Origin of the sequence: Streptomyces sp. NPDC058646 (assembly GCF_042716875.1) — a bacterium.
GTDB lineage: Bacteria > Actinomycetota > Actinomycetes > Streptomycetales > Streptomycetaceae > Streptomyces.
In genome coordinates this window covers 284818-305414 of sequence record NZ_JBHXRK010000002.1, presented here as the reverse complement: position 1 = coordinate 305414, position 20597 = coordinate 284818, and the positions used below count along the sequence as shown (strand labels likewise).

The window sequence follows — 20597 nt, the reverse complement described above, 5'->3', positions numbered from 1 at the left end:
TTCGCGTCCCGTACGTCACTTTCGCCCAGGGGGTACCGCCATGGCCCGCCGACTCCGCCCGGTGGGGCTGGACTTCGCCGAGGACGCGCCGATCCGGCTGGTCTTCACGGCCGAGACGACGGCACCGCCCGAGGCCGTCTACCAGGCCCTGGCCGCGGAGGTCGAGGGCTGGCCCAGGTGGTTCAAGGCGGTCACCCTAGCCCGGCCCACCCACGGCGGCGCGGGCCGTGAGGTGCGGCTGCGGGGTGGGGTGAGCTTCCAGGAGACGGTGATGGCCGCGGTGCCCGAGCAGAAGTACGCCTACCGGGTCGACGAAACCAACGCGCCGGGGATGCGGGCGCTGCTGGAGGAGTGGCGGCTGGCGCCCGCCGGCTCGGGCACGCGCGTCCGCTGGACCTTCGCCACGGACGGCCCCGCCCCCTACCGGCTGGCCCTGACCGCCGTCCGCCCGGGCCTCGGCCACTCCTTCCGCACGGCGGTCCGCACCCTGGACGGGCGGCTGGCGGCACGGCGCCGGACGGACCAGTAGCCCCTGCGGACACGACGGCGCGGCAGGCACAGCGGTCAGACACGGCCGCCCGCCCCGCGGGTCAGGCAGGACGGTCGGGCGCGGCCCTGAGGCACAGTCGTCCCGCCCAGCCGTCGGGCGGGCTTCAGGCCGGCCGTCAGGCACAGCCGTCACGCGGCACCCTCAGGCACGGTCCTCAGGCCCGATACGAGGGAGCCTGCACGACGGGCCCCGCGTGAGCCGCCCCGTGCGGGACAGCACGTGGCCGTCCTGGGCAGTGGCCGGGCGGGCGGCCGGTCACGGCGCCGGGTGTTTCGCGGGCAGGTCTCCGCAGCCGCCCCCCGACCACACCCGCGCCGGGAACTCCCGTAGGGTCGTCGCCCGACCGAGGAGAAGGGTCCGGCGCGTGCGTGAGTCCGCACGGCGTAGCCGGCCGGCCGGGGTCCGGCCAGGGGGACCTCCCCCCCCGGTGGCGGGACGGTCAGGCCGCGGGCTCGCGCCAGGTACCGGTCGTCAGGAAGGTGTCCAGGGTGGCGGAGTAGGGAGCGATGTCGAGCCCCTGCCCGGCCAGCCACTCGTCGGAGTAGTACTTGTCGAGGTAGCGGTCGCCGGGGTCGCACAGCAGGGTGACGACACTGCCCTTGCGGCCCTCCGCCGCCATCTCCGAGACGATCTTCAGGGCGCTCCACAGGCCGGTGCCGGTCGAGCCGCCCGCCTTGCGTCCTATGGCCTGTTCCAGCGCACGGCAGGCGGCGACGCTGGCCGCGTCCGGGACCTTCATCATCCGGTCGATGGCTCCCGGCACGAAGCTCGGTTCCATCCGCGGCCGGCCGATGCCCTCGATGCGCGAGCCGCAGTCGCTGCTCGCGTGCGGGTCGTTGCTGGTCCAGCCGTCGAAGAAACAGGAGTTCTCCGGGTCCGGGACGCACACGCGGGTGTCGTGCTGCATGTAGTGCACGTACCGCGCGATGGTCGCCGAGGTCCCGCCGGTGCCGGCGGTCGCCACGATCCAGGACGGCTCGGGGTACCGCTCCAGGCGCAGCTGCTGGTAAATCGATTCTGCAATGTTGTTGTTGCCGCGCCAGTCGGTGGCCCGTTCGGCGTAGGTGAACTGGTCCATGTAGTGCCCGCCGGTGCGGGCGGCGAGGTCGGCCGACTCCTCGTACATCTTCATCGGGTCGTCCACGAAGTGGCATTCACCGCCGTGGAATTCGATGAGGCGGCACTTCTCCGGGCTGGTCGTACGCGGCATGACGGCGATGAACGGGACGCCGATCAGCTTGGCGAAGTACGCCTCGGAGACGGCGGTGGAACCGGAGGACGCCTCGATGACCGGGCGGCCGGGGCGGACCCAGCCGTTGCAGAGGGCGTAGAGGAAGAGCGAGCGGGCGAGGCGGTGCTTGAGGGAGCCCGTGGGGTGCGTGGACTCGTCCTTGAGGTAGAGGTCGATGCCCCAGGCCTCGGGGAGCGGGAAGCGCAGCAGGTGGGTGTCGGCGGAGCGGTTGGCGTCCGCCTGGACCTTGCGGACCGCCTCCTTGAGCCAGGCGCGATAGTCCGCGTCGCTGCGGTCGACGTCGACGGTCGTCGCGGTGTTACCGGTCGTGGCAGCCGTACGGGTCGTGCTCATGCGCCGTGCTCCTTCGTGTGTTTCTTTGCCCCCTGCTTTCGAAATGTACCTCCCTCACCTGCACAAACAGTCACTTTGGGGTTCTAGGCGAAATGCTTTCGATCGCGTTCGGTTGCACTGTGGCGCACCGTGGGTGACCCTGGTGGAGCATTACCGAGGGTGCAGCACCCGTAACACTCATGTCGGGGAGTCGCAGCCGTGATCAGTCATTCCCGCAGGCACTGCGTCGTCGAACTGCAGGCCCTGCCTTCGCGCATAGGACAGATTCGCAGAATCGTTTCTGCGCAATTGCGCCACTGGCAGCTCGATCCGCTCATCGACCGGGCCGCGCTCGGCGTGACGGAACTGCTCAGCAACGTCCACCGCCATGCGCAGCCGGACAAGACCTGCACGGTGGAGATCGAGCTCCGCCTCGGGCGGCTCACGGTCTCGGTCTTCGACAGCGATCCCTGCCTGCCCGTACTGCGCGAGGCGCAGCCCGGGTCGCTGGAGACCTGCGGTCGCGGGCTCGCGCTGGTCGCGGCCGTCAGCGAGGCGTGGGGTGCGCGGCACCAGGCCGACGGCCCGGGCAAGGTGGTCTGGTTCTCGCTCCGGGCCCAGCCCGCCCCCGTGGCACCGCCGCACCCCGTGTCGATGGGCTCCAAGCCGGTACGGGAGCCCGCCCGGACGGTGGTCGTCGCCGTGGAGCCGGGAACCGTCGCGGTGGGTGTGCCGGTGGCCGCGTCGGTCGGCGCGAGGCCCGGTTAGGAGCCCCTCCGCCGCGCGGCGGAGGGGCTGCACCCGGCGGGACGCCGTCGGGCAGCACGGGGCGATGGCCTCGGCCACACCCCTGCCCCGCCGGCTGGAGCCGGTCGACACCGCCTCGCTGCTCCGGCTGGAGGAGCGGACGGGTGCGCTCCGCCTGAGCCGGCGGCTGGACCCGGCACGGGTCCGGCATGGGTGCGGCATGGGTGCGGGAGCACGCCGCGCCCGACGGGACCCACCACCCGTGGCCGGCCCTCTGGCACGACCTGTCCCACCGCCCCGACGTCCCCCGTCCTCTGCGGTGCGAACCTGCTCACGATGCGGGCGGGAGAGCACGTGGTGAGCCTTCCGGACGGCCTGCCCGACGACTTCGCCGCGCTGCCGAGGGTGACCGCCCGCGAGGAGGGGATGCGGGTCGCAGGGCTCCTCGACCGGGCCTCTTCGGTCAGGGAACCGCTCTGCTCCTGCCGAACGCCCCGGACTCCGCGCTCCCGCCGTGACGGCGGGTCCTCCCCGGCGGACCGGGCCGAGGGACTCCTCTCGGCGCGCCCTGCGCGAGCGCAGCTGGTCCAGGCAGACGCGGGCGACCTCGCCGCACCTCCGGGCACTCCCCCGGGGCCCTGCCGCGCCTCGCCGCCCCACCCCGCCGGGGCAGCCCCCCGGGCCGCTGCCTCCTCTAGGCCGCGGCGCCCAGGGTCCCGAGCGGGTCGTCCAGCACCGGCTGCCAGGCCAGCTCCGCCGCGCCGACCAGGCTGTTGTGGTCCAGGGTGCAGGGCAGGATCGGCACGCCCCCGCTGCGCCCCCACAGGCTCCGGTCCGCGACCACCGCGCGCAGGCGTTCAGGGTCGGCGTGCAGCAGTTCCCGGTGCAGGCCGCCGAGGATGATCCGGTCCGGGTTCAGGATGTTCACCAGGCCCGCGAGGCCCAGCCCGAGACGGTCGATGAGCTCCTCGGCCGCCGCCCGCACCGCGGGCTCGGCGTACTCCTCGCGCAGCAGGTCGCGGGCCTGCTGGAGCAGCGACACCTCGGGGCCGGGCGTACGGCCCGCCGCGGTGAGGAAGGCCAGCGGATCCGCTTCGACGTCCAGGCAGCCTCGGCTGCCGCAGTGGCAGGCACGCCCCTCCGGATTGACGGTGAGGTGTCCGACCTCCAGGGCCAGGCCGGAACTTCCGCTGTGCAGGCGCCCGTCGAGCACCAGCGCCCCGCCGACGCCCCGGTGCCCGGTGGCCACGCACAGCAGGTGCTGCGCGCTGCGCCCGGCGCCGTGCCGGTGCTCGGCCAGCGCGGCGAGGTTGACGTCGTTTCCGGTCAGGGCGGGTCCGTCGATCCCGGCCTCCTTCACGCACCGGGCGAAGATCGCCCGTACGGGAGAGCCGGCCGGCCAGGCCAGGTGCAGCGGGTTCAGCGCCGTGCCGTCCGGTTCGGCGACGGCCGAGGGGACCGCGAGCCCCGCGCCGACGCAACGGCGGCCGGACTTCTCCAGCAGCACCGCGCCCGCCTCCACCACCGCACCGAGCACCTGCGCCGGGTCGGCGGAGACGGTGACCTTGCCGGGTGCGGTGGCCACGATCCGGCCGCCGAGGCCGACCAGCGCGGCCCGGAACCCGTCCGAGTGCACCTGCGCGGCCAGCGCCACCGGCCCGTTCTCCTCGACCGAGAGGCGGTGGGAGGGCCGGCCCTGGGTGCCGCCGCCCGCACCGCCGGGCCGCGAGTCGACCCGGATCAGCCCGAGCGCCTCCAGCTCCGCGGCGACGGCCCCGGCCGTGGCGCGGGTGACACCGAGCTCGGCCGTCAGCACCGCCCGGGTCGGTGCGCGGCCGGTGTGGACGAGTTCCAGCGCCGGACCGAGCGCGCCGCGGCCCCGCTCCAGTTTGGTCCTCGTGGAAGCGCTGGACACCGTGGTCACATCCCCCACCCGCCGCGGGGCCCCGTTGCCGTTCATGAGAGCGATCCTCGCATGATCGGAGGTCGGCGGGCGCCGCCCTTCAGCCGAGCCCGCCGACGCGGAGCGTGATGTTCAGCCGCCCGGTCAGCCCGAGCCCTCGGGGAGCCGTGCCCGGCAGGACCTTCGGCACCCCGTGATAGGCCAGCCGGCTCGGACCTCCGAAGACGAAGAGGTCACCGCTGCGCAGCTCGACGTCGCGGTACGGGCGCCCCCGCGAGTCCCTGTTCCCGAAGCGGAAGACGCAGCTGTCGCCGAGGCTCAGCGAGACGACCGGCGCCCCGGACCTCTCGTCGGCGTCGCGGTGCATGCCCATCCGGGAGTCGCCGCCGTAGAAATTGATCAGCGCGATGTCGTACTCCGTACCGGACTCCAGCGGCTCCCCGTACGCGGCGGCCACCCCCTCGCGGCCGAGCTCGGCGAGTTCGCGCGGCATCGGCTTCACCGGTGCCCCGTCGCCGTCCACGGCGGTGGGGGCGTAGCCGTACGGGTACCAGTGCAGCCCGAGGCAGACCTGCCGCGCGGACATCTCCCCGCCGCCGGGCGTGCGTACGGTGCGCAGGCCGGCCGGGGGGCGGGCCCAGGCGCGGCAGGCCTCCAGCAGTTCCCGCTGCCGGTCGGGCCCGAGCCAGTCGGGCACGTGCACGGCGCCGGGGGCGATCCCGGTCCGCTCGCGCGGGAAGAGTTCCCGGTCCATCTCTCCATTGTCGCGGGCGCCTGGCAGACTCCCCGCATGGAGATCAACGAGTTCGTGAAGACCTTGGAGCGGGAGGGCGGTCTGCTCGCGGACATCGCCGAACAGGCCGGTCCGGACGCCCTGGTCCCCACCTGTCCGCAGTGGCGGATCACCGACCTGCTGCGGCACACCGGTTCGGTGCACCGCTGGGCCGCCTCCTACGTCGCGGAGGGACGGCTGGATCCGGCCCCCTTCCCCGACGCACCGGAGCTGACCGGTGCGGAGCTGTTCGCCTGGTTCCGCGAGGGCCACGCCGATCTGGTGCGCACCCTGCAGGAGGCCCCGGCGGAGGTGCAGTGCTGGACCTTCCTCCCTACGGCCCCGCCCTCGCCGCTGGCGTTCTGGGCGCGGCGGCAGGCCCACGAGACGACCGTGCACCGGATGGACGCGGAGGCGGCGCTGGGCGTGGAGTACGCGCCGCTGGACCCGGGGTTCGCGGAGGACGGCGTGGACGAGCTGCTGACGGGCTTCCACGCCCGGCCGCGCAGCCGCGTACGGACGCCCGAGCCCCGCGTGCTGCGGGTCCGGGCGGCCGACACGGGCGCGGTGTGGACCGTGCACCTGTCGCCTGAGCCGGCCCGGACGGTGTGGGGCGACGCGGACCCGGCGGACTGCACCCTGACCGCCGAGGCGGGCTGGCTCTACACGGCCCTGTGGAACCGGCTCCCGCTGGCGGGCCCCGCGGTGACGGGCGACCTGGCGCTGGCCCGGCTGTGGAGCGAGACGGCGGGGATCTGACGGCTGCGGCGGGGGCCACCGGCGCGGGGACCCGCGGGGCCGCGGCAGGCGCCCGCGGGGTTCTGCCGGCCTCGGGCGGCCTCGGGCGCCCGGCGGCCCCGGGCGCCTGCGGGTCACGCCGGCTTGCGGGACACCCCCGGCGCCGTGGCGCCGGAGCCGCTCCGTAAGGTCGGGTGACTCGAAACGATCACGGGGGTAGCGATGTCGTTTTCCACGGCCCGGAGCGCGGCGGTACTCGCCATCGCCCTGGCGGCTTTCGCGGTGTCCTGCGACGCGGAGCCGGCCGAGCAGCCCGCCTTGTCCCCGTCCTCCGCCGTGTCGGCGTCCGCGTCCGCCTCGTCGTCGCCGTCGTCCGGTGCCTCGCGCGCGGGCGCCCAGACGGATCCCGGGAACCTGCCTCCCGAGAAGGTCCGCGACGCCTTCGCGGGGCTCCAGGCGACGCTGGACGATGCGTGCACACCGGGCAACTGCGCGTACTTCCTGGGGCGGGTCCACGACGAGCTCCACCGCCTGGACCGCGCCATGAAGGCCGACCCGAAGGGACCCGGCCACTTCCCGGAGCCGATCGAGCTGGTCGCCGAGCTGGACGAGCAGCTCGGCGGCGACCGCTCCTTCGAAAACCTGAAGAAGCACCAGACCGCACTGATCGGCACCCGCGACAAGATCAACACCTGGATGCAGGGCCACCCGGACGACTACCGCTGACCCGGGGCCGCCGACCCGGCTCCGCGCCCGGGCTGAGCCGCGGGTGTTCGGCGTTCGGCGTGCGGCGTGCTCAGCCGAGGGTGGCCGCGTAGGTGGTCTGGGGGTGGTACCTCCAGGCGGGGGCCGTGTTCCACGGGTTCGGCATGGATGCCCCCGTCGCGTAGGCGTAGCCCGCGCCGCGGTCGAAGGCCGTGCGCAGGGTCGTCCGCATCGCCTCGACGTCCGGAACGCCGTGGACCAGGTGCCAGAACGCCGTGCCGCTGGGATCGAGTTCGGTTCCGGCACGGTAGCCGGTGAGGTGGTTGAAGACGTTGCCGCCGAGCCAGCCGCCGGCCGTGTAGGCGGCGTGGGTGTCCTCGTAGGTGACGAAGACGTCGGCGGTCCGGCGGCCCGGTTCCAGGTAGCAGTCCGCGATGGCGGTCCCCGGGTTGTTGACGACCAGATCGGCGGCGGCGGGGTCGGCGGCGTGCATGGTGTCCTGGACGTAGCGGCGGAGGTCCGCGTAGTGGTCGCGGGTGGCGTTGCCGGGGCCGCAGTCGCGGCTGACGACGTCGAAGAAGATGCCGTCGACGTGGAGGCGGCCGTCCGGGGTCTTCAGGTAGTTGTCGACGGAAGCCCGCACGGCGGCCGGATCGCGGTCGCCGTGGTCGGTGTGGACGTAGCCGAGGACCTTCGTCCTCTCGCCGGTGGCGGTGGTGCCGCCGCGCAGGGCGTCGGCGCGGGCCTGCCAGGGGGCGTCGAAGGGGGAGTCGCCGTTGCCGGGGTTGAGGACGACGACCGAGGCGGCCGGGCCGGTCGCCGTGAGGTCGGTCAGCATGGGGTCGTGCGCCCAGACGTAGGCGGGGACGGCGATCTCCAGCCCCCGCACGCCGGGTATCCGGGGGGTCGCGGGCCCGGAGGGCGCCGGGGCGGGGGCGATGGAACCGTCCGGGGACGCCGGCCGCGGGGAGCGCGGTGCGTCCGCGGTCCGCGCCGGGTCCTCGGTACCTGCCGAAGCCGTGAGCGCGGGCGCCGGCGCTGCCAGTAAGGCGGTGACAAGGACGGCGTACAGGGCCTTCACGGCGCGGCGCATGAACGTTTCCTCCGGCGGCGGCAGGGGCGCGACCCGAGGAACACTAGACGGGCAGCCCTCCGCGCAGGCGGAAACCGTTCGCCTGGGCATGGGGAACAACCGTGCGAGCGCCGCGCCCTCGCGCGGCCGTGACCGTCGGTGGCAGCGCCTCCGCGAAGTCCGAGGTCATCCCCATCCCGACGGCTTCGGGGCGCAGCGCGGCGGACAGGGGCGGCAGGGCCAGGCCACGGCCCGCGTAGCCGGTGCGGACGCGTCGCCCACCCCGTGCTGCGTCCGGGCCAGCCGGTTCGGTGCCCGTTTACGCCCTCATCGGGAAGCCGGCCCGCTCCGGCATCAGCCTGGCCGGTTCGGCCCCTCTCGGTCCGCGGCCGGAAGTCCGGCGAGGTGCAGCGGATCCCGGTCAACCCGCACACCTACGAGGGGCCCGGCACGTTCGTCGTCCCGGCGCGCGGCCACTCCCAGTGGGTCCGCACCATGCGCGTCGCGGGCGTCGGCGAGCTGCCCGTGGGGGGCACGGTGCGCACCTTCACCGCGGTCGGGGTGAGCGAAGCGACCCGGTGCAGAAGCAGCTCTGCTGCGCGGGTACCCGGAGAAGCGCACCTGGGAGGTCGAACGGTTCTTACGTACGCACGCGGGCCCGTACGCACGCGGGCCCGTCCCGGGCGTCACGCCGGGACGGGCCCGTCCACTCCCTGCGCCGGCCCCTATCCGGCCTGTCCGCCCGGCTCCGCCTCGCGACCCGGTTCGGCGGCCCGGCTCGGTACGGCGTCGCCGCCCTGCGCTGCTCCGCCGGGCCGCGCGGAGCCTCCCGGCCGGGCGGGCTGTGCGGCCTCCCGGTCCCGTCCGCCCGGTCCGGGCCGGCGGTTCCCGGAGCGGGCCTGCCGGGCATCGAGCAGGTGCAGGGCCTTGCGTGCCAGCGGGTACGTCCGCACCAGGTCGGCCAGCGAGGCCCCGTCACGGGTGATCTGCACGAAGGCCAGCCACACCGGCCGCAGGCCGGTGATCGCCGCGTGCGTCATCCCCGGCCTGGTCTCGAACACGGTCAGCATCCGCTTGCCCACGGCCATCTCCACCCCCAGCCCCGCCTTGACGGCGAAGGCGTAGTTGAGCGCCTGACGGCGGGCGTCCACCGCGTCCTGCGCCTCGGAGATCTTGACGGCCCACTCCCCCGCGAGCCGCCCCGAGCGCAGCGCGAAGGAGATGCCCTCCCGCGTCCACGGCTCCAGCAGGCCGGCCGCGTCGCCCGCCACGAGGACCCGGCCGCGCGACAGCGGGGAATCGGGCCGGCGACAGCGGGTCAGGTGCCCGGAGGACACCGACGGCTCGAAGCCGGCGAGGCCCAGCCGGGCGATGAAGTCGTCCAGGTAGCGCTTGGTCGCCGCGCCTTCGCCCTTCGCCGAGATGACCCCGACGGTGAGGGTGTCGCCCTTGGGGAAGACCCAGCCGTAACTGCCCGGCAGCGGGCCCCAGTCGATGAGCACCCGCCCTTTCCAGTCCTCCGCCACCGTCTCCGGGACCGGGATCTCCGCCTCCAGGCCGAGATCCACCTGATCCATCTGGACGCCGACGTGCGCGCCGATCCGGCTGGCGCTGCCGTCCGCCCCGACCACCGCGCGGGCCAGGACGGTCTCCCCGTCGGAGAGCACCACGGCGACGGTCCGCCGGTCGGGCACCGCCGCCCCGTGCTGTTCGACCCGGGCCACGGCCGTGCCGGTGCGCACGGTCGCGCCCGCCTTCTCGGCCTCGGCGACCAGCCCCGCGTCGAACTCCGCCCGGTTGACGAGCCCGAACAGCATCTGCTTCGAGCGCCGGGTCCGGGTCAGCTTGCCGTTCATCGAGAAGGTGACCGCGTGGATGCGGTCCTTCAGCGGCAGGGCGAACCCCGGCGGGAGGGCGTCGCGGGAGGGGCCGATGATGCCGCCGCCGCAGGTCTTGTAGCGGGGCAGTACGGACTTCTCCAGCAGCAGGACGCGCCGCCCGGCGGTCGCCGCCGCGTAGGCCGCCGAGGCGCCGGCCGGCCCGGCGCCGACCACGACCACGTCCCACACCTCGCCGGTCTGCCCGGCCGTCCCGTCGCCCGCACCCTGCCCGGCCCGGCTGACGCCCGCGCCTTCACCCGGCGCCGCATCTTCGCCCGTGCCTGCGCCCGTGCCCGCGACTTCGGCCGTGCCTTCACCCGGCCCCGTGTCTTCGCCCGTGCCGGTGCCTGCGCCCGCGTCTTCGCCTGCGCGTGCGCCTTCGCCTTCGCCTGTGCCTGCGTCGCGTACGTCGTCGTCGCTGCTCACGATGTGCTGCTGCTCCTGATCACCCGTTGCTCCGATGCCGGGGAAATCCTACGGCGCGCGTCCGCCTCGTCCTGCTGTGCGAGGATCGGGGCTGACTTCTGCCGTACCCGGCATACGCGCACCACGCGGATGCGGGCGGCGTACACGTACGACAACGTCGCACCCACGAGGAGCGTGCCCATGCCCCGGAATCCCATCGCCGAGACCGTCGCCTCGCTCATGCCCCGCGCCAAGCGGGAGCTGACCGAGTTGGTGGCCTTCCAGTCGGTGGCGGACTGGGCGCAGTTCCCGCAGAGCGAGAGCGCCGCCGCCGCGAACTGGGTGGCGGACGCGCTGCGCTCCGAGGGCTTCCAGGACGTGGCCCTGCTGGACACCCCCGACGGCACCCAGTCGGTGTACGGCTTCCTGCCCGGCCCGCAGGGCGCTCCGACGGTGCTGCTGTACGCGCACTACGACGTGCAGCCGCCGCTGGACGACGCCGCCTGGATCTCCCCGGCGTTCGAGCTGACGGAGCGCGACGGCCGCTGGTACGGGCGAGGTGCGGCCGACTGCAAGGGCGGGTTCATCATGCACCTGCTGGCGCTGCGCGCACTGAAGGCCAACGGCGGGGTGCCGGTGAGCGTGAAGGTGATCGTCGAGGGCTCCGAGGAGCAGGGCACCGGCGGTCTCCAGCAGTACGCCGAGGCGCACCCGGAGCTGCTGGCCGCCGACACCATCGTCATCGGCGACGCGGGCAACTTCCGCCTGGGCCTGCCGACGGTGACGGCCACCCTGCGGGGGATGACCCTCGTCAAGGTGAAGATCGACACTCTGGGGGGCAACCTCCACTCCGGCATGTTCGGCGGCGCCGCCCCCGACGCGCTGGCCGCGCTGATCCGCGTACTGGACTCGCTGCGTGCGGCGGACGGTTCCACGACGGTGGACGGGCTGGCCTCGGACGCGGTGTGGGAGGGCCTGCAGTACCCGGAGGAGGACTTCCGGGCCGACGCGCGCGTACTGGACGGGGTCGAGCTGATCGGCGAGGGCACCGTCGCGGACCGGCTGTGGGTCCGTCCGGCGGTGACCGTGCTGGGCATCGACTGCCCGCCGGTGGTCGGGGCCACCCCGTCCGTGCACGCGAGCGCCGGCGCGCTGATCAGCCTGCGTGTGCCGCCGGGCGTGGACACCGCGGAGGCCATCAAGCTGCTGGAGGCGCACCTGGTGGCGCACACGCCGTGGAAGGCGCGGCTGCAGCTGGAGGTCGTGGGTCAGGGCCAGCCGTTCCAGGCGGACACCGACAGCCCGGCGTACGCCTCGATGGCGGCGGCGCTGGAAGTGGCGTACCCCGGCCAGGAGATGCAGGTCAGCGGAATGGGCGGGTCGATCCCGCTGTGCAACACGCTGACGTCGCTGTACCCGGAGGCGGAGATGCTGCTGATCGGGCTGAGCGAGCCGGAGGCGCAGATCCACGCGGTGAACGAGAGCGTGTCCCCGCAGGAGCTGGAGCGACTGTCGGTGGCGGAGGCCGTCTTCCTGGTCAACTACGCGGAGTCCAAGCGCGGCTGACGCGGCGTCGCACGAGGTTTCGTCCGGGGCGCATTGCGCCCCGGGCGTACTTCGCCGAGGGTGAAGCCGCAGCCCGGGGGCGGCCGGCCGTGCCTAACGTAGGCGCATGGATCTCGTCGAAGTACTTCCGGACCGGCTGCACATGTTCCGCTTCCCCATCGGCCAGGCCTACCTCTGGCAGGACGGCGAGGCCCTCACCCTGATCGACGCGGGCAACATCGGGTCGGCCGCCGAGATAGAAGGGGCGATACGTTCCCTCGGGCTGCGTCCCGGCCGGCTGGAGCGGATCGTCCTGACCCACTGCCACCGCGACCACATCGGCGCCGCCGGTGAACTCGCCGCCCGCTGGGGCGCGCCGGTACTGGCCCACCGGCTCGACGCCCCGGTGATCCGGGGCGAGCGGCCGGTCCCCGAGCCGGTGCTGCGGGACTGGGAACTCCCGCTGTGGGAGAAGGGGATGACCGTCCCCGAGGCTCCGCCCACCCCGGTCGACCGGGAGGTGGAGGACGGCGAGGAGCTCGGGTTCGGCGACGGGGCGTACGCGGTCCATGCCCCGGGCCACACGGACGGCAGCATCGGCATCCATCTTCCGCGCCACGGCGTGCTGTTCACGGGTGACTGCGTCGCCGCGGTCGGACCCGTGATGCTGGGCGTGTTCAACGTGGACCACGGCCGGGCCCTCGCCTCCTTCCACCGGCTGGCCGCGCTCGCCCCGTCGGTCGCCTGCTTCGGCCACGGGGACCCCCTGACGGCCGACACCGCGTCCGTCCTCGCCCGTGCCGCGGCCGGCACCCCGGCCGCCTGACCGGCGGGACACCCCCTACAGCGGCGCGCCCGCCTCCAGGTACAGGGGACGGCCTCGTTCGCGTGCGCGCAGGGCCCAGCGCAGGCGCTCGTAGCGGTGGCGCGGGAGGAGGGTGGCGGCCTCGGCCTCCGTGACGAAGCGCCAGGCACGCAGTTCGGGGCCGGGGAGCCGGAGCGCTGCCGCCGCCGCGTCCGGGAGGCAGCCGCCGTCGAACAGCAGGCGCAGTCCCCCGTAGCCGGGCGGCTGCGGGGCCTCCCAGTCGACCACCAGCAGTTCCGGTGTCCGGTCGAGTACGAGGCCCAGCTCCTCCGCCACCTCCCGGACACCGGCGCGCGCGGGTGCCTCGCCCGCTTCGACGATGCCGCCGGGGAACTCCCAGTCGGGCTTGTACGTCGGGTCCACCAGCAGCACCCGGTCCTGCCGGTCGAAGAGCAGGACCCCGGACGCCACCGTCTCCCGGGTGGGTTCCGGGGTCTGCACGATGTCGCAGGCCCGGGCCTGCTCGGTGCGGACGGCGGCGGCGATCCGTTCCGCCGTCTCCCGAGGGGTGAGGGCGCTGTTGTCGACGACGTGCGCGTCGGCGGTGAGCCAGCCGAGCGCCTGCTGGTACGCCGGGATGTGGTCGTAGGCCCACTGGCGGACCCTGAGGTCCACGTCCTCGGGGGCGCCCGGTTCCCGCCGTGTCGCGATCCGGTGCCGCAGGATCGTTTCCGCCGGGGCCAGCAGCACGTGCCGCACGGCGATCCGGCGGGCCGCCAGGCCGCCGAAGATCTCGTCCCGGTACTCCTGCCTCAGCAGGGTCATCGGCACGACGAGCACCCCGCCCAGCTCGGCGAGCAGCGCCGCAGCGGTGTCCACGACCAGGCGCCGCCAGCTCGGCAGGTCCTGGTAGTCGCCCACCTCCGCCAGCCGCTTGCGCGGGAGCAGCGCCCGCAGCGCGTCGCCGATGAGCTCCGGGTCGAACAGGGCGCTGTCCGGAAGGAGTGCGGTCAGTTCGCGGGCCGTGCTGGTCTTCCCGGCGCTGAATGTGCCGTTGATCCAGAGAATCACGTCTACCCCTCTCCCCATGGCTCGTCCGGAGCCCCCAATGGCCTGCCCGCCCCACCCTGCCACGGAAACCCAACTATCGGCCGAGTGCTTATCCTCGAGGTCAGAGCAAGGTCAGAGCCGTGTCCGTCGCCTCCGGAGGTTTCCCCGCCGTGCCTCACAGCCGCTGCCCGTCCGAGCCCCGTTACGGTAACCGGCCGACCATGAAGGACGTGGCGGCCCGGGCCGGGGTGGGACTGAAGACGGTGTCGCGGGTGGTCAACGGCGAGCCGGGGGTCACCCCTGACACGGAGAAACGGGTCCACGAGGCCATCGAGGCCCTCGGCTTCCGCCGCAACGACAGCGCCCGCGTGCTGCGCAAGGGCCGGACCGCCACCGTGGGGCTGGTCCTGGAGGACCTCGCGGACCCCTTCTACGGTCCGCTGAACCGGGCGGTGGAGGAGGTGGCCCGGGCCCACGGGGCCCTGCTCATCAACGGTTCCAGTGCCGAGGACCCCGACCGGGAGCGGGAGTTGGCGCTGGCCCTGTGCGCGCGGCGGGTGGACGGGCTGATCGTGATCCCGGCGGGGGACGACCACCGTTATCTGGAACCGGAGATGCGGGCGGGGGTGGCCACGGTGTTCGTGGACCGTCCGGCCGGCCGGATCGACGCGGACGTCGTGCTGTCGGACAGCTTCGGCGGCGCCCGTGACGGGGTGGCCCACCTGATCGCCGGCGGCCACCGCCGGATCGGGTTCATCGGCGACCACCCCCGCATCCACACGGCGACGGAGCGGCTCCGCGGCTACCGGGCGGCGATGGCGGACGCGGGCCTGCCGGTCGCCGGTGCCTGGGTCTCCCTCGGCGCCACGGATCCGGCGCGGGTCTCGGCGGCGGCCTCGGCGATGCTGTCGGGCCCCGAGCCGGTCACGGCGGTCTTCGCGGGAAACAACCGGGTGACGGTCACGGTGGTACGGGTCCTGGCCGTGCGGGAACGCCCCGTGGCCCTGGTGGGCTTCGACGACTTCGAGTTGGCTGACCTGCTGCGTCCCGGTGTCACGGTGGTCGCCCAGGATGCGGCGGCGCTGGGCCGGGTGGCCACGGACCGGCTCTTCCAGCGGCTCGCGGGGGCCGCCCTCCCGCCGTCGCGGATCGAACTCCCGACGCGGCTGATCCCGCGCGGCTCGGGGGAGTTCCCGCCCGTGGACTGAGCCCGTCACGTGCTGCGCCAGACGGCCCACCCTCGGGTGCGGGGGCGCCGCCCTTCTCCCAGGCTGAATCCCGCCCCTCCCGGTGCGCATCCCGTGCACGGCCGGGGGCGGTACGGGTCCCACGCCACGCGGGGCCCGCCAGTACGAGAAGGGAACCCCCATGTTCAAGCCGGTGCTTCTCACCGGATCGGCGACGGTCCTCCTGGTCACCGCGTTCGCCCCGCCCGCCGGAGCCGCCGCTCCGGCGCCCGCGCCCCCCGGACAGATCACGGTGGACGTCGCCACCGTCAACGGCTCGGGCTGCCGCCCCGGCAGCGCGGCCGTCGCCGTCGCACCGGACAACACGGCCTTCACCGTGACGTACAGCGAGTACATCGCCCAGGCCGGCGGCGGCGCGGCCGCGGTCGACGGCCGCAAGAACTGCCTGCTGTCCCTGGTGGTGCACGTCCCCCAGGGCTTCACGTACGCCGTCAGCCAGGTCGACTACCGGGGCTTCGGCAACCTGCAGCCGGGCGCCGTCGGTACGCAGAAGGCCAGCTACTACTTCCAGGGCATGAGCCAGACCGCCGCGCGGACGCACAAGTTCCAGGGCGCCCTCGACGACAACTGGCAGGCGACCGACACCACGGGGATCGAAGCCCTCGTCTTCGCGCCCTGCGGGGAGAAGCGGAACTTCAACATCAACACCGAGCTGCGCGCGGAGGTCGGGACCTCCGACGCCACGAAGACCAGCTTCATGGCGCTGGACTCGACGGACGGCAGCTTCAACAGCAAGTACCACTTCTCCTGGAAGCAGTGCCCGGCGCGCTGACGCGTGCGCGTCCGGCCCCGGTACGGCCCCAGGGCGTACGTTCCGCCGACGTGGCGGGGCGTACGCCCTGGGTGCGCGCGAGGTGCGGGAGCCGCCCGGCCCCCGGTGGCCTACGCGGTGGCGGTCAGCGTGGCCGAGCGGCGCGGGATGGCGAAGGCGTCCAGCTCGGCGCGGGTCAGTCCGGTCAGGGCCGTGACCTCGCCGGTGCCGACGGCGCCGCAGTCCAGGCCCCGGACCAGGTACCCGGCCAGTGCCTTGGCGGTGGCGGGCTCGTCCATGACATCGCCCTCGATCTTGGCGACGTACGCCTTCAGGCGCGCGGCGGCGGCTTCGAGGCCCTCGCGGTAGAAGGTGAAGACGGCCGCGTAGCGCGTCGGCAGGTGCGCCGGGTGCATGTCCCAGCCCTGGTAGTAGGCGCGGGCCAGGGCGCGGCGGGTCAGCCCGTAGTGGAGCTTCCAGCCCTCGTGGACCTTCTCGGTGGTACCGATCGGCAGCACGTTGGTGGAGCCGTCGGAGACGCGTACGCCGGTGCCGGCGGCCGCGACCTGCATGATCGCCTTCGCGTGGTCGGCGGCGGGATGGTCGCTGGCCTGGTACGCGGCGGAGACTCCCACGCAGGCGCTGTAGTCGAAGGTGCCGTAGTGCAGGCCGGTGGCACGGCCCTTGGATGCCTCGATCATCCGGGCGACGGTGGCGGTGCCGTCGGAGGCCAGGATGGACTGGCTGGTCTCGATCTGGATCTCGAAGCCGATCCGGCCCGGGCGCAGGCCGCGGGTGGTCTCGAAGGCCTCCAGCAGCTCGACGAAGGCGCTGACCTGCTCGGCGTACGTGACCTTGGGCAGGGTGAGGACGAGGCCGTCGGGCAGGCCTCCGTGCTCCAGCAGCCCGGAGAGGAAGATGTCGGTGGTGCGGATGCCGCGGTCGCGGACGTTGGCCTCCATGCACTTCATGCGGATGCCCATGTACGGGGCGTTCGTACCGTTGGAGAACGCCTCCGAGACGAGGCGGGCGGCGCGGGCCGCGGCCTGGTCCTCCTCCTCGTCGGAGCGGACGCCGAAGCCGTCCTCGAAGTCGACGCGCAGGTCCTCGATCGGCTCGCTCGCCAGCTTGGCGCGGACCCGGTCGTACACCGGTACGGCCAGCTCGTCGGAGATGCCGAGCACCTTGGCGAAGGTGGCGGCGTCCGGGGCGTGCTCGTCCAGGGCGGCGAGGGCCTGGTCGCCCCAGGAGCGGATGGTGTCGGCGGCGAAGACGTCACCGGGGACGTAGACCGTGTGGATGGGCTGGCGGGTGCCGGGGTCGCCCGGGTAGTGGCGCGCGAGTTCCGCGTCCACCGGCGCCAGGGAGGCGCTGATGCCCTCGCTCACCGCGCCTGCGAGGCTCGTCGCCACCTTCTCCTGCTGACCCATCGTGCACTCTCCTCTTTTCCGCTTCACGGAAGCTTAGCTCCGCATTGCAGAATTTAGTCACGGGGTTCCGCTCAGTCAATGGTCCCCCGGCCCTCGGGACCAAACGACTCGGGGCCGTGCGGTGAGAATCACCACACGGCCCCGGGGGCACGGAGATACGCAGGTCACGCCGGGCTGGTGGCTCCAGGACCCACCAGCCGGCGGACTAGCCCTTGCGCGCCTTGATCTCCTCGGTCAGCTGCGGGACGACCGCGAAGAGGTCGCCGACCACGCCGTAGTCGACCAGGTCGAAGATCGGGGCCTCGGCGTCCTTGTTGACGGCCACGATGGTCTTCGAGGTCTGCATGCCGGCCCGGTGCTGGATGGCGCCCGAGATGCCCGAGGCGATGTACAGCTGCGGGGAGACCGACTTGCCGGTCTGGCCGACCTGGTTGGAGTGCGGGTACCAGCCGGCGTCGACGGCGGCGCGGGAGGCGCCGACGGCGGCACCGAGGGAGTCCGCGAGGTCCTCGATGATGTGGAAGTTCTCGGCACCGTTGACGCCGCGGCCGCCGGAGACCACGATCGCGGCCTCGGTCAGCTCGGGGCGGCCGGTCGACTCGCGCGGGGTGCGGCCGACGACCTTGGTGCCGGTCGCCAGGGCGCCGAAGGTGACGGCGAGGGCCTCGACGGCACCGGCGGCCGGAGCGGCCTCGACCGGGGCCGAGTTCGGCTTGACGGTGATGACCGGGGTGCCCTTGGAGACACGGGACTTGGTGGTGAAGGACGCGGCGAAGGCGGCCTGCGTCGCGACCGGGCCCTCGTCACCCGCCTCGAGGTCGGTGGCGTCGGTGATGATGCCGGAGCCGATGCGCAGCGCCAGGCGCGCGGCGATCTCCTTGCCCTCGGCGGAGGAGGGGACGAGCACGGCGGCCAGGGAGCCGCCGGCGGACGCGGCCTCGTACGCGGCCTGGAGCGCGTCCACCTTCGGTACCACGAGGTACTCGGTGAACTCGGGGGCGTCGGCGGTCAGCACCTTGACGGCACCGTGCTCGGCGAGCACGGCCGCGGTGTCGGCCGCACCGGCGCCCAGGGCGACGGCGACGGGCTCGCCGATGCGGCGGGCCAGCGTCAGCAGCTCGAGGGTGGGCTTGCGGACGGCGCCGTCCACGTGGTCGACGTAGACGAGAACTTCAGCCATGGGACTGCTCTCCTGCGATTGCGAAGTGTCTGGGGGCTATGGAGGGGTTGGCCGAAGTTCTCAGATGAACTTCTGGCCGGCCAGGAACTCGGCCAGCTGCTTGCCGCCCTCGCCCTCGTCCTTGACGATCGTGCCGGCGGTGCGGGCCGGGCGCTGCGCCGCGGAGTCCACCGCGGTCCAGGAACCCTCCAGGCCGACCTCGTCGGACTCGATCTCCAGGTCTTCCAGGTCCCAGGACTGAACCGGCTTCTTCTTGGCCGCCATGATGCCCTTGAAGGACGGGTAGCGGGCCTCGCCCGACTGGTCGGTCACCGAGACGAGCGCGGGGAGGGAGGCCTCCAGCTGCTCGCTCGCGGTGTCGCCGTCACGGCGGCCGGTCACGGTGCCGTCCTCGACCTTGACCTCGGAGAGCAGGGTCACCTGCGGGACGCCCAGGCGCTCGGCCAGGATCGCCGGGAGCACGCCCATGGTGCCGTCGGTCGAAGCCATGCCGGTGATGACCAGGTCGTAGCCGGCCTTCTCGATCGCCTTGGCGAGCACCAGCGAGGTGCCCATGACGTCGGTGCCGTGCAGGTCGTCGTCCTCGACGTGGATGGCCTTGTCGGCGCCCATCGAGAGCGCCTTGCGCAGCGCGTCCTTGGCGTCCTCGGGGCCCACCGTCAGGACGGTGATCTCTGCGTCGTCGGCCTCGTCGGCGATCTGCAGCGCCTGCTCGACGGCGTACTCGTCGAGCTCCGACAGCAGGCCGTCGACGTCGTCACGGTTGACGGTCAAGTCCTCGGTGAACTGCCGGTCGCCGGTGGCGTCGGGCACGTACTTCACACAGACAACGATCCTCAGGCTCACGCCGGCTCTCCTACCGCATCGTCATTTCTGGTACCGCCTTGTGGAGGCAGCATAGGCGCCTTGTCGGGCGGATCCCGGTCGGGGCGGCCCGCGCTCCGAAGGGAATGTTACTCGTCAGTACACCGTGGGTCTTCCCTAGGTGCAAGGCCGGTGAACTGTGACCTTGCCAACGCCGGACGAACCCGCCCCAGCAGGCACGATTCAGTCGCGCAAGGCGTTGAAGCGCCCCTGGTGGTACAGCAGCGGCCGGCCCGCCGCGGCCGGGTCGCCCGCGACCGCCTCACCGATGATCACCCGGTGCTCGCCGGCAGGCACCCGCGTCACCACGCGGCACACCAGCCACCCCAGCACACCGTCCAGCACCGGAACCCCGTAAGGGCCGGTGCTCCAGGCGGTCGCCGGGCCGAACCGGTCGGCACCGCTGCGGGCGAACAGGCCCGCCAGCTCCTGCTGGTGCTCCCCGAGTATGTGGACGCCGAGGTGATCCGAATCCCGGATCGCGGGCCAGCTGGAGGACCCGGTCCCGATGGTGAAGGACAGCATCGGAGGATCGGCGGAGACCGAATTGAGCGAGGTGGCGGTGAAGCCCACGGGCCGGCCGCCGTCCCCGGCGGTGATCACCGCGACGCCGGCGGCATGCTGACGGAACACGGAGCGCAGCAGCTCGGGCGAACCGGGCTGGCCGGCGGTCGATCGGGAGTACGGGGCCGTCGGGGCCGTCATGAGGGTCTTCCTTCTGCCGCGGGGAACGCCGGCACTGGAGGGATCGGGTCGGGCACTCAGCAACCCTGACAGCGCGCGCTCGCGTATCGGACGAGGTCCACGTGAACCCGTCCGTGGAGCAGGAGTTCATACCGCATGCGGCCAGCCTGGCGATTTCCCGTGTACACAGTCAAGCGAGAAGGGCCAGATGTCAGGTGCGTCACGCTGCGTGCGGGTGTGCGCACGGGCGCTCCCGGCGGCGCCCGCACGGCGCGGGCGCCGGTGCCGGAGGCCGTACGGGACCGCGCGCGGGCAGCCCGTGCGCATCACACCGCTGCACCCAGGGCGGCGATCACGTCCGCCTTGCGCGGCATCCCGGCGGCCCGCCGGACGATCCGGCCCGCCGCGTCCAGGACGAGCACGGTCGGGGTCTTCTCGATGCCGAGGGCCCGCACCAGCCCGAGGTGGCGCTCGGCGTCGATCTCGATGTGCGCGACCCCCTCCACCATCGCCGCGACCTCGTCGAGGATCCGCCGCGTGGCCCGGCAGGGCTGGCAGAAGGCGCTGGAGAACTGCACCAGGCTGGCGCGCCGGCCCGGCTCCGCCCCCAGCTCCGCGGCGCCCAGCCGCATGTGCCCCTCCTGCTGACGCTGCACCCGTGCTCCCGTCTCCGCCGTCATGTGGACCCCTCTTCCCGGGCTGTCC

The 20597-nt window shown here is 73.5% G+C and carries 20 protein-coding genes; 8 read left to right on the top strand and 12 right to left on the bottom strand.

Going from position 1 to position 20597, the window contains the following annotated elements:
- Positions 1 to 40 precede the first annotated feature (40 nt).
- Positions 41 to 529, top strand: coding sequence for an SRPBCC family protein (locus ACFWUZ_RS04855; RefSeq protein WP_384367078.1), 489 nt, complete (start codon positions 41 to 43; stop codon positions 527 to 529).
- Between the two features lie 460 nt (positions 530 to 989).
- Here ACFWUZ_RS04855 and ACFWUZ_RS04850 read toward each other — a convergent pair whose 3' ends face one another.
- Positions 990 to 2135: a PLP-dependent cysteine synthase family protein gene (locus ACFWUZ_RS04850; protein ID WP_384367075.1), complete on the bottom strand. Its 1146-nt coding sequence runs from the start codon at positions 2133 to 2135 to the stop codon at positions 990 to 992.
- Between the two features lie 198 nt (positions 2136 to 2333).
- On the opposite strand from ACFWUZ_RS04850, the gene ACFWUZ_RS04845 reads away from it, so the two are divergent.
- On the top strand, positions 2334 to 2882 hold the full coding sequence (locus tag ACFWUZ_RS04845; RefSeq protein WP_384367072.1) for an ATP-binding protein: 549 nt from the start codon (positions 2334 to 2336) through the stop codon (positions 2880 to 2882).
- A 673-nt stretch (positions 2883 to 3555) separates the two neighbouring features.
- Here ACFWUZ_RS04845 and ACFWUZ_RS04840 read toward each other — a convergent pair.
- Together ACFWUZ_RS04840 and ACFWUZ_RS04835 are read right to left on the bottom strand one after the other, a co-directional pair.
- Positions 3556 to 4821, bottom strand: a complete 1266-nt coding sequence (locus ACFWUZ_RS04840) for an ROK family protein (protein ID WP_384367069.1) — start codon at positions 4819 to 4821, stop codon at positions 3556 to 3558.
- A gap of 43 nt (positions 4822 to 4864) precedes the next feature.
- Positions 4865 to 5518, bottom strand: coding sequence for an alpha-ketoglutarate-dependent dioxygenase AlkB family protein (locus ACFWUZ_RS04835; protein ID WP_384367066.1), 654 nt, complete (start codon positions 5516 to 5518; stop codon positions 4865 to 4867).
- A gap of 36 nt (positions 5519 to 5554) precedes the next feature.
- Here ACFWUZ_RS04835 and ACFWUZ_RS04830 point away from each other — a divergent pair, with 36 nt between their 5' ends.
- Positions 5555 to 6295 carry a maleylpyruvate isomerase family mycothiol-dependent enzyme gene (locus ACFWUZ_RS04830; protein WP_384367063.1) on the top strand — a complete coding sequence of 247 codons (741 nt, stop codon included), beginning with the start codon at positions 5555 to 5557 and terminating at the stop codon, positions 6293 to 6295.
- 201 nt (positions 6296 to 6496) lie between these two features.
- Entirely contained in the window at positions 6497 to 7000 is a 504-nt protein-coding gene (locus tag ACFWUZ_RS04825; protein ID WP_384367060.1) for a hypothetical protein, read from the top strand.
- A gap of 70 nt (positions 7001 to 7070) precedes the next feature.
- Here ACFWUZ_RS04825 and ACFWUZ_RS04820 read toward each other — a convergent pair whose 3' ends face one another.
- On the bottom strand, positions 7071 to 8072 hold the full coding sequence (locus ACFWUZ_RS04820; RefSeq protein ID WP_384367057.1) for a spherulation-specific family 4 protein: 1002 nt from the start codon (positions 8070 to 8072) through the stop codon (positions 7071 to 7073).
- A 704-nt stretch (positions 8073 to 8776) separates the two neighbouring features.
- The gene (locus ACFWUZ_RS04815) at positions 8777 to 10120 is read right to left on the bottom strand and encodes a geranylgeranyl reductase family protein (protein ID WP_384367283.1); all 1344 of its coding nucleotides are present in this window, start codon (positions 10118 to 10120) and stop codon (positions 8777 to 8779) included.
- A 417-nt stretch (positions 10121 to 10537) separates the two neighbouring features.
- Here ACFWUZ_RS04815 and ACFWUZ_RS04810 point away from each other — a divergent pair, with 417 nt between their 5' ends.
- Together ACFWUZ_RS04810 and ACFWUZ_RS04805 are read left to right on the top strand one after the other, a co-directional pair.
- Positions 10538 to 11902, top strand: coding sequence for a dipeptidase (locus ACFWUZ_RS04810; RefSeq protein WP_384367054.1), 1365 nt, complete (start codon positions 10538 to 10540; stop codon positions 11900 to 11902).
- A 106-nt stretch (positions 11903 to 12008) separates the two neighbouring features.
- Positions 12009 to 12707: an MBL fold metallo-hydrolase gene (locus ACFWUZ_RS04805; protein WP_384367051.1), complete on the top strand. Its 699-nt coding sequence runs from the start codon at positions 12009 to 12011 to the stop codon at positions 12705 to 12707.
- Between the two features lie 15 nt (positions 12708 to 12722).
- On the opposite strand, the gene ACFWUZ_RS04800 is transcribed toward ACFWUZ_RS04805, so the two are convergent.
- Positions 12723 to 13757 (bottom strand): NUDIX domain-containing protein, encoded by a 1035-nt coding sequence (locus ACFWUZ_RS04800; protein ID WP_384367048.1) that lies wholly within the window; start codon positions 13755 to 13757, stop codon positions 12723 to 12725.
- Between the two features lie 200 nt (positions 13758 to 13957).
- Between ACFWUZ_RS04800 and ACFWUZ_RS04795 the strand changes: the two genes are divergently transcribed.
- Entirely contained in the window at positions 13958 to 14944 is a 987-nt protein-coding gene (locus ACFWUZ_RS04795) for a LacI family DNA-binding transcriptional regulator (RefSeq protein WP_384367045.1), read from the top strand.
- Between the two features lie 160 nt (positions 14945 to 15104).
- Positions 15105 to 15755, top strand: coding sequence for a DUF4360 domain-containing protein (locus ACFWUZ_RS04790; protein ID WP_384367042.1), 651 nt, complete (start codon positions 15105 to 15107; stop codon positions 15753 to 15755).
- A gap of 110 nt (positions 15756 to 15865) precedes the next feature.
- Here the strand turns inward: ACFWUZ_RS04790 and ACFWUZ_RS04785 are convergent, their stop codons facing one another.
- The 6 genes from ACFWUZ_RS04785 to ACFWUZ_RS04760 all read right to left on the bottom strand — a co-directional run bounded on the left by ACFWUZ_RS04785 (position 15866) and on the right by ACFWUZ_RS04760 (position 20572).
- Positions 15866 to 17164 (bottom strand): DUF6986 family protein, encoded by a 1299-nt coding sequence (locus tag ACFWUZ_RS04785; RefSeq protein WP_384367039.1) that lies wholly within the window; start codon positions 17162 to 17164, stop codon positions 15866 to 15868.
- 205 nt (positions 17165 to 17369) lie between these two features.
- Entirely contained in the window at positions 17370 to 18344 is a 975-nt protein-coding gene (locus ACFWUZ_RS04780) for an electron transfer flavoprotein subunit alpha/FixB family protein (RefSeq protein WP_384367036.1), read from the bottom strand.
- Positions 18345 to 18404: 60 nt separating this feature from the next.
- On the bottom strand, positions 18405 to 19190 hold the full coding sequence (locus ACFWUZ_RS04775) for an electron transfer flavoprotein subunit beta/FixA family protein (protein WP_384367033.1): 786 nt from the start codon (positions 19188 to 19190) through the stop codon (positions 18405 to 18407).
- Between the two features lie 201 nt (positions 19191 to 19391).
- Positions 19392 to 19913, bottom strand: a complete 522-nt coding sequence (locus ACFWUZ_RS04770; RefSeq protein WP_384367030.1) for a flavin reductase family protein — start codon at positions 19911 to 19913, stop codon at positions 19392 to 19394.
- A 56-nt stretch (positions 19914 to 19969) separates the two neighbouring features.
- A complete protein-coding gene (locus tag ACFWUZ_RS04765; RefSeq protein WP_384367280.1) occupies positions 19970 to 20050 on the bottom strand; it encodes a putative leader peptide in 81 nt (26 codons plus the stop codon).
- A gap of 168 nt (positions 20051 to 20218) precedes the next feature.
- Positions 20219 to 20572 carry a thioredoxin family protein gene (locus ACFWUZ_RS04760; protein WP_384367027.1) on the bottom strand — a complete coding sequence of 118 codons (354 nt, stop codon included), beginning with the start codon at positions 20570 to 20572 and terminating at the stop codon, positions 20219 to 20221.
- Positions 20573 to 20597: the final 25 nt, after the last annotated feature.

Excerpts from the sequence above, each read along its gene's own strand:
- ACFWUZ_RS04855 (WP_384367078.1), top strand. The coding sequence starts at position 41 with ATGGCCCGCCGACTCCGCCCGGTGGGGCTGGACTTCGCCGAGGACGCG.
- ACFWUZ_RS04850 (WP_384367075.1), bottom strand. The coding sequence starts at position 2,135 with ATGAGCACGACCCGTACGGCTGCCACGACCGGTAACACCGCGACGACC.
- ACFWUZ_RS04840 (WP_384367069.1), bottom strand. The coding sequence starts at position 4,821 with ATGAACGGCAACGGGGCCCCGCGGCGGGTGGGGGATGTGACCACGGTG.
- ACFWUZ_RS04835 (WP_384367066.1), bottom strand. The coding sequence starts at position 5,518 with ATGGACCGGGAACTCTTCCCGCGCGAGCGGACCGGGATCGCCCCCGGC.
- ACFWUZ_RS04830 (WP_384367063.1), top strand. The coding sequence starts at position 5,555 with ATGGAGATCAACGAGTTCGTGAAGACCTTGGAGCGGGAGGGCGGTCTG.
- ACFWUZ_RS04825 (WP_384367060.1), top strand. The coding sequence starts at position 6,497 with ATGTCGTTTTCCACGGCCCGGAGCGCGGCGGTACTCGCCATCGCCCTG.
- ACFWUZ_RS04820 (WP_384367057.1), bottom strand. The coding sequence starts at position 8,072 with ATGCGCCGCGCCGTGAAGGCCCTGTACGCCGTCCTTGTCACCGCCTTA.
- ACFWUZ_RS04810 (WP_384367054.1), top strand. The coding sequence starts at position 10,538 with ATGCCCCGGAATCCCATCGCCGAGACCGTCGCCTCGCTCATGCCCCGC.
- ACFWUZ_RS04805 (WP_384367051.1), top strand. The coding sequence starts at position 12,009 with ATGGATCTCGTCGAAGTACTTCCGGACCGGCTGCACATGTTCCGCTTC.
- ACFWUZ_RS04795 (WP_384367045.1), top strand. The coding sequence starts at position 13,958 with ATGAAGGACGTGGCGGCCCGGGCCGGGGTGGGACTGAAGACGGTGTCG.
- ACFWUZ_RS04790 (WP_384367042.1), top strand. The coding sequence starts at position 15,105 with ATGTTCAAGCCGGTGCTTCTCACCGGATCGGCGACGGTCCTCCTGGTC.
- ACFWUZ_RS04785 (WP_384367039.1), bottom strand. The coding sequence starts at position 17,164 with ATGGGTCAGCAGGAGAAGGTGGCGACGAGCCTCGCAGGCGCGGTGAGC.
- ACFWUZ_RS04780 (WP_384367036.1), bottom strand. The coding sequence starts at position 18,344 with ATGGCTGAAGTTCTCGTCTACGTCGACCACGTGGACGGCGCCGTCCGC.
- ACFWUZ_RS04770 (WP_384367030.1), bottom strand. The coding sequence starts at position 19,913 with ATGACGGCCCCGACGGCCCCGTACTCCCGATCGACCGCCGGCCAGCCC.
- ACFWUZ_RS04765 (WP_384367280.1), bottom strand. The coding sequence starts at position 20,050 with ATGCGGTATGAACTCCTGCTCCACGGACGGGTTCACGTGGACCTCGTC.
- ACFWUZ_RS04760 (WP_384367027.1), bottom strand. The coding sequence starts at position 20,572 with ATGACGGCGGAGACGGGAGCACGGGTGCAGCGTCAGCAGGAGGGGCAC.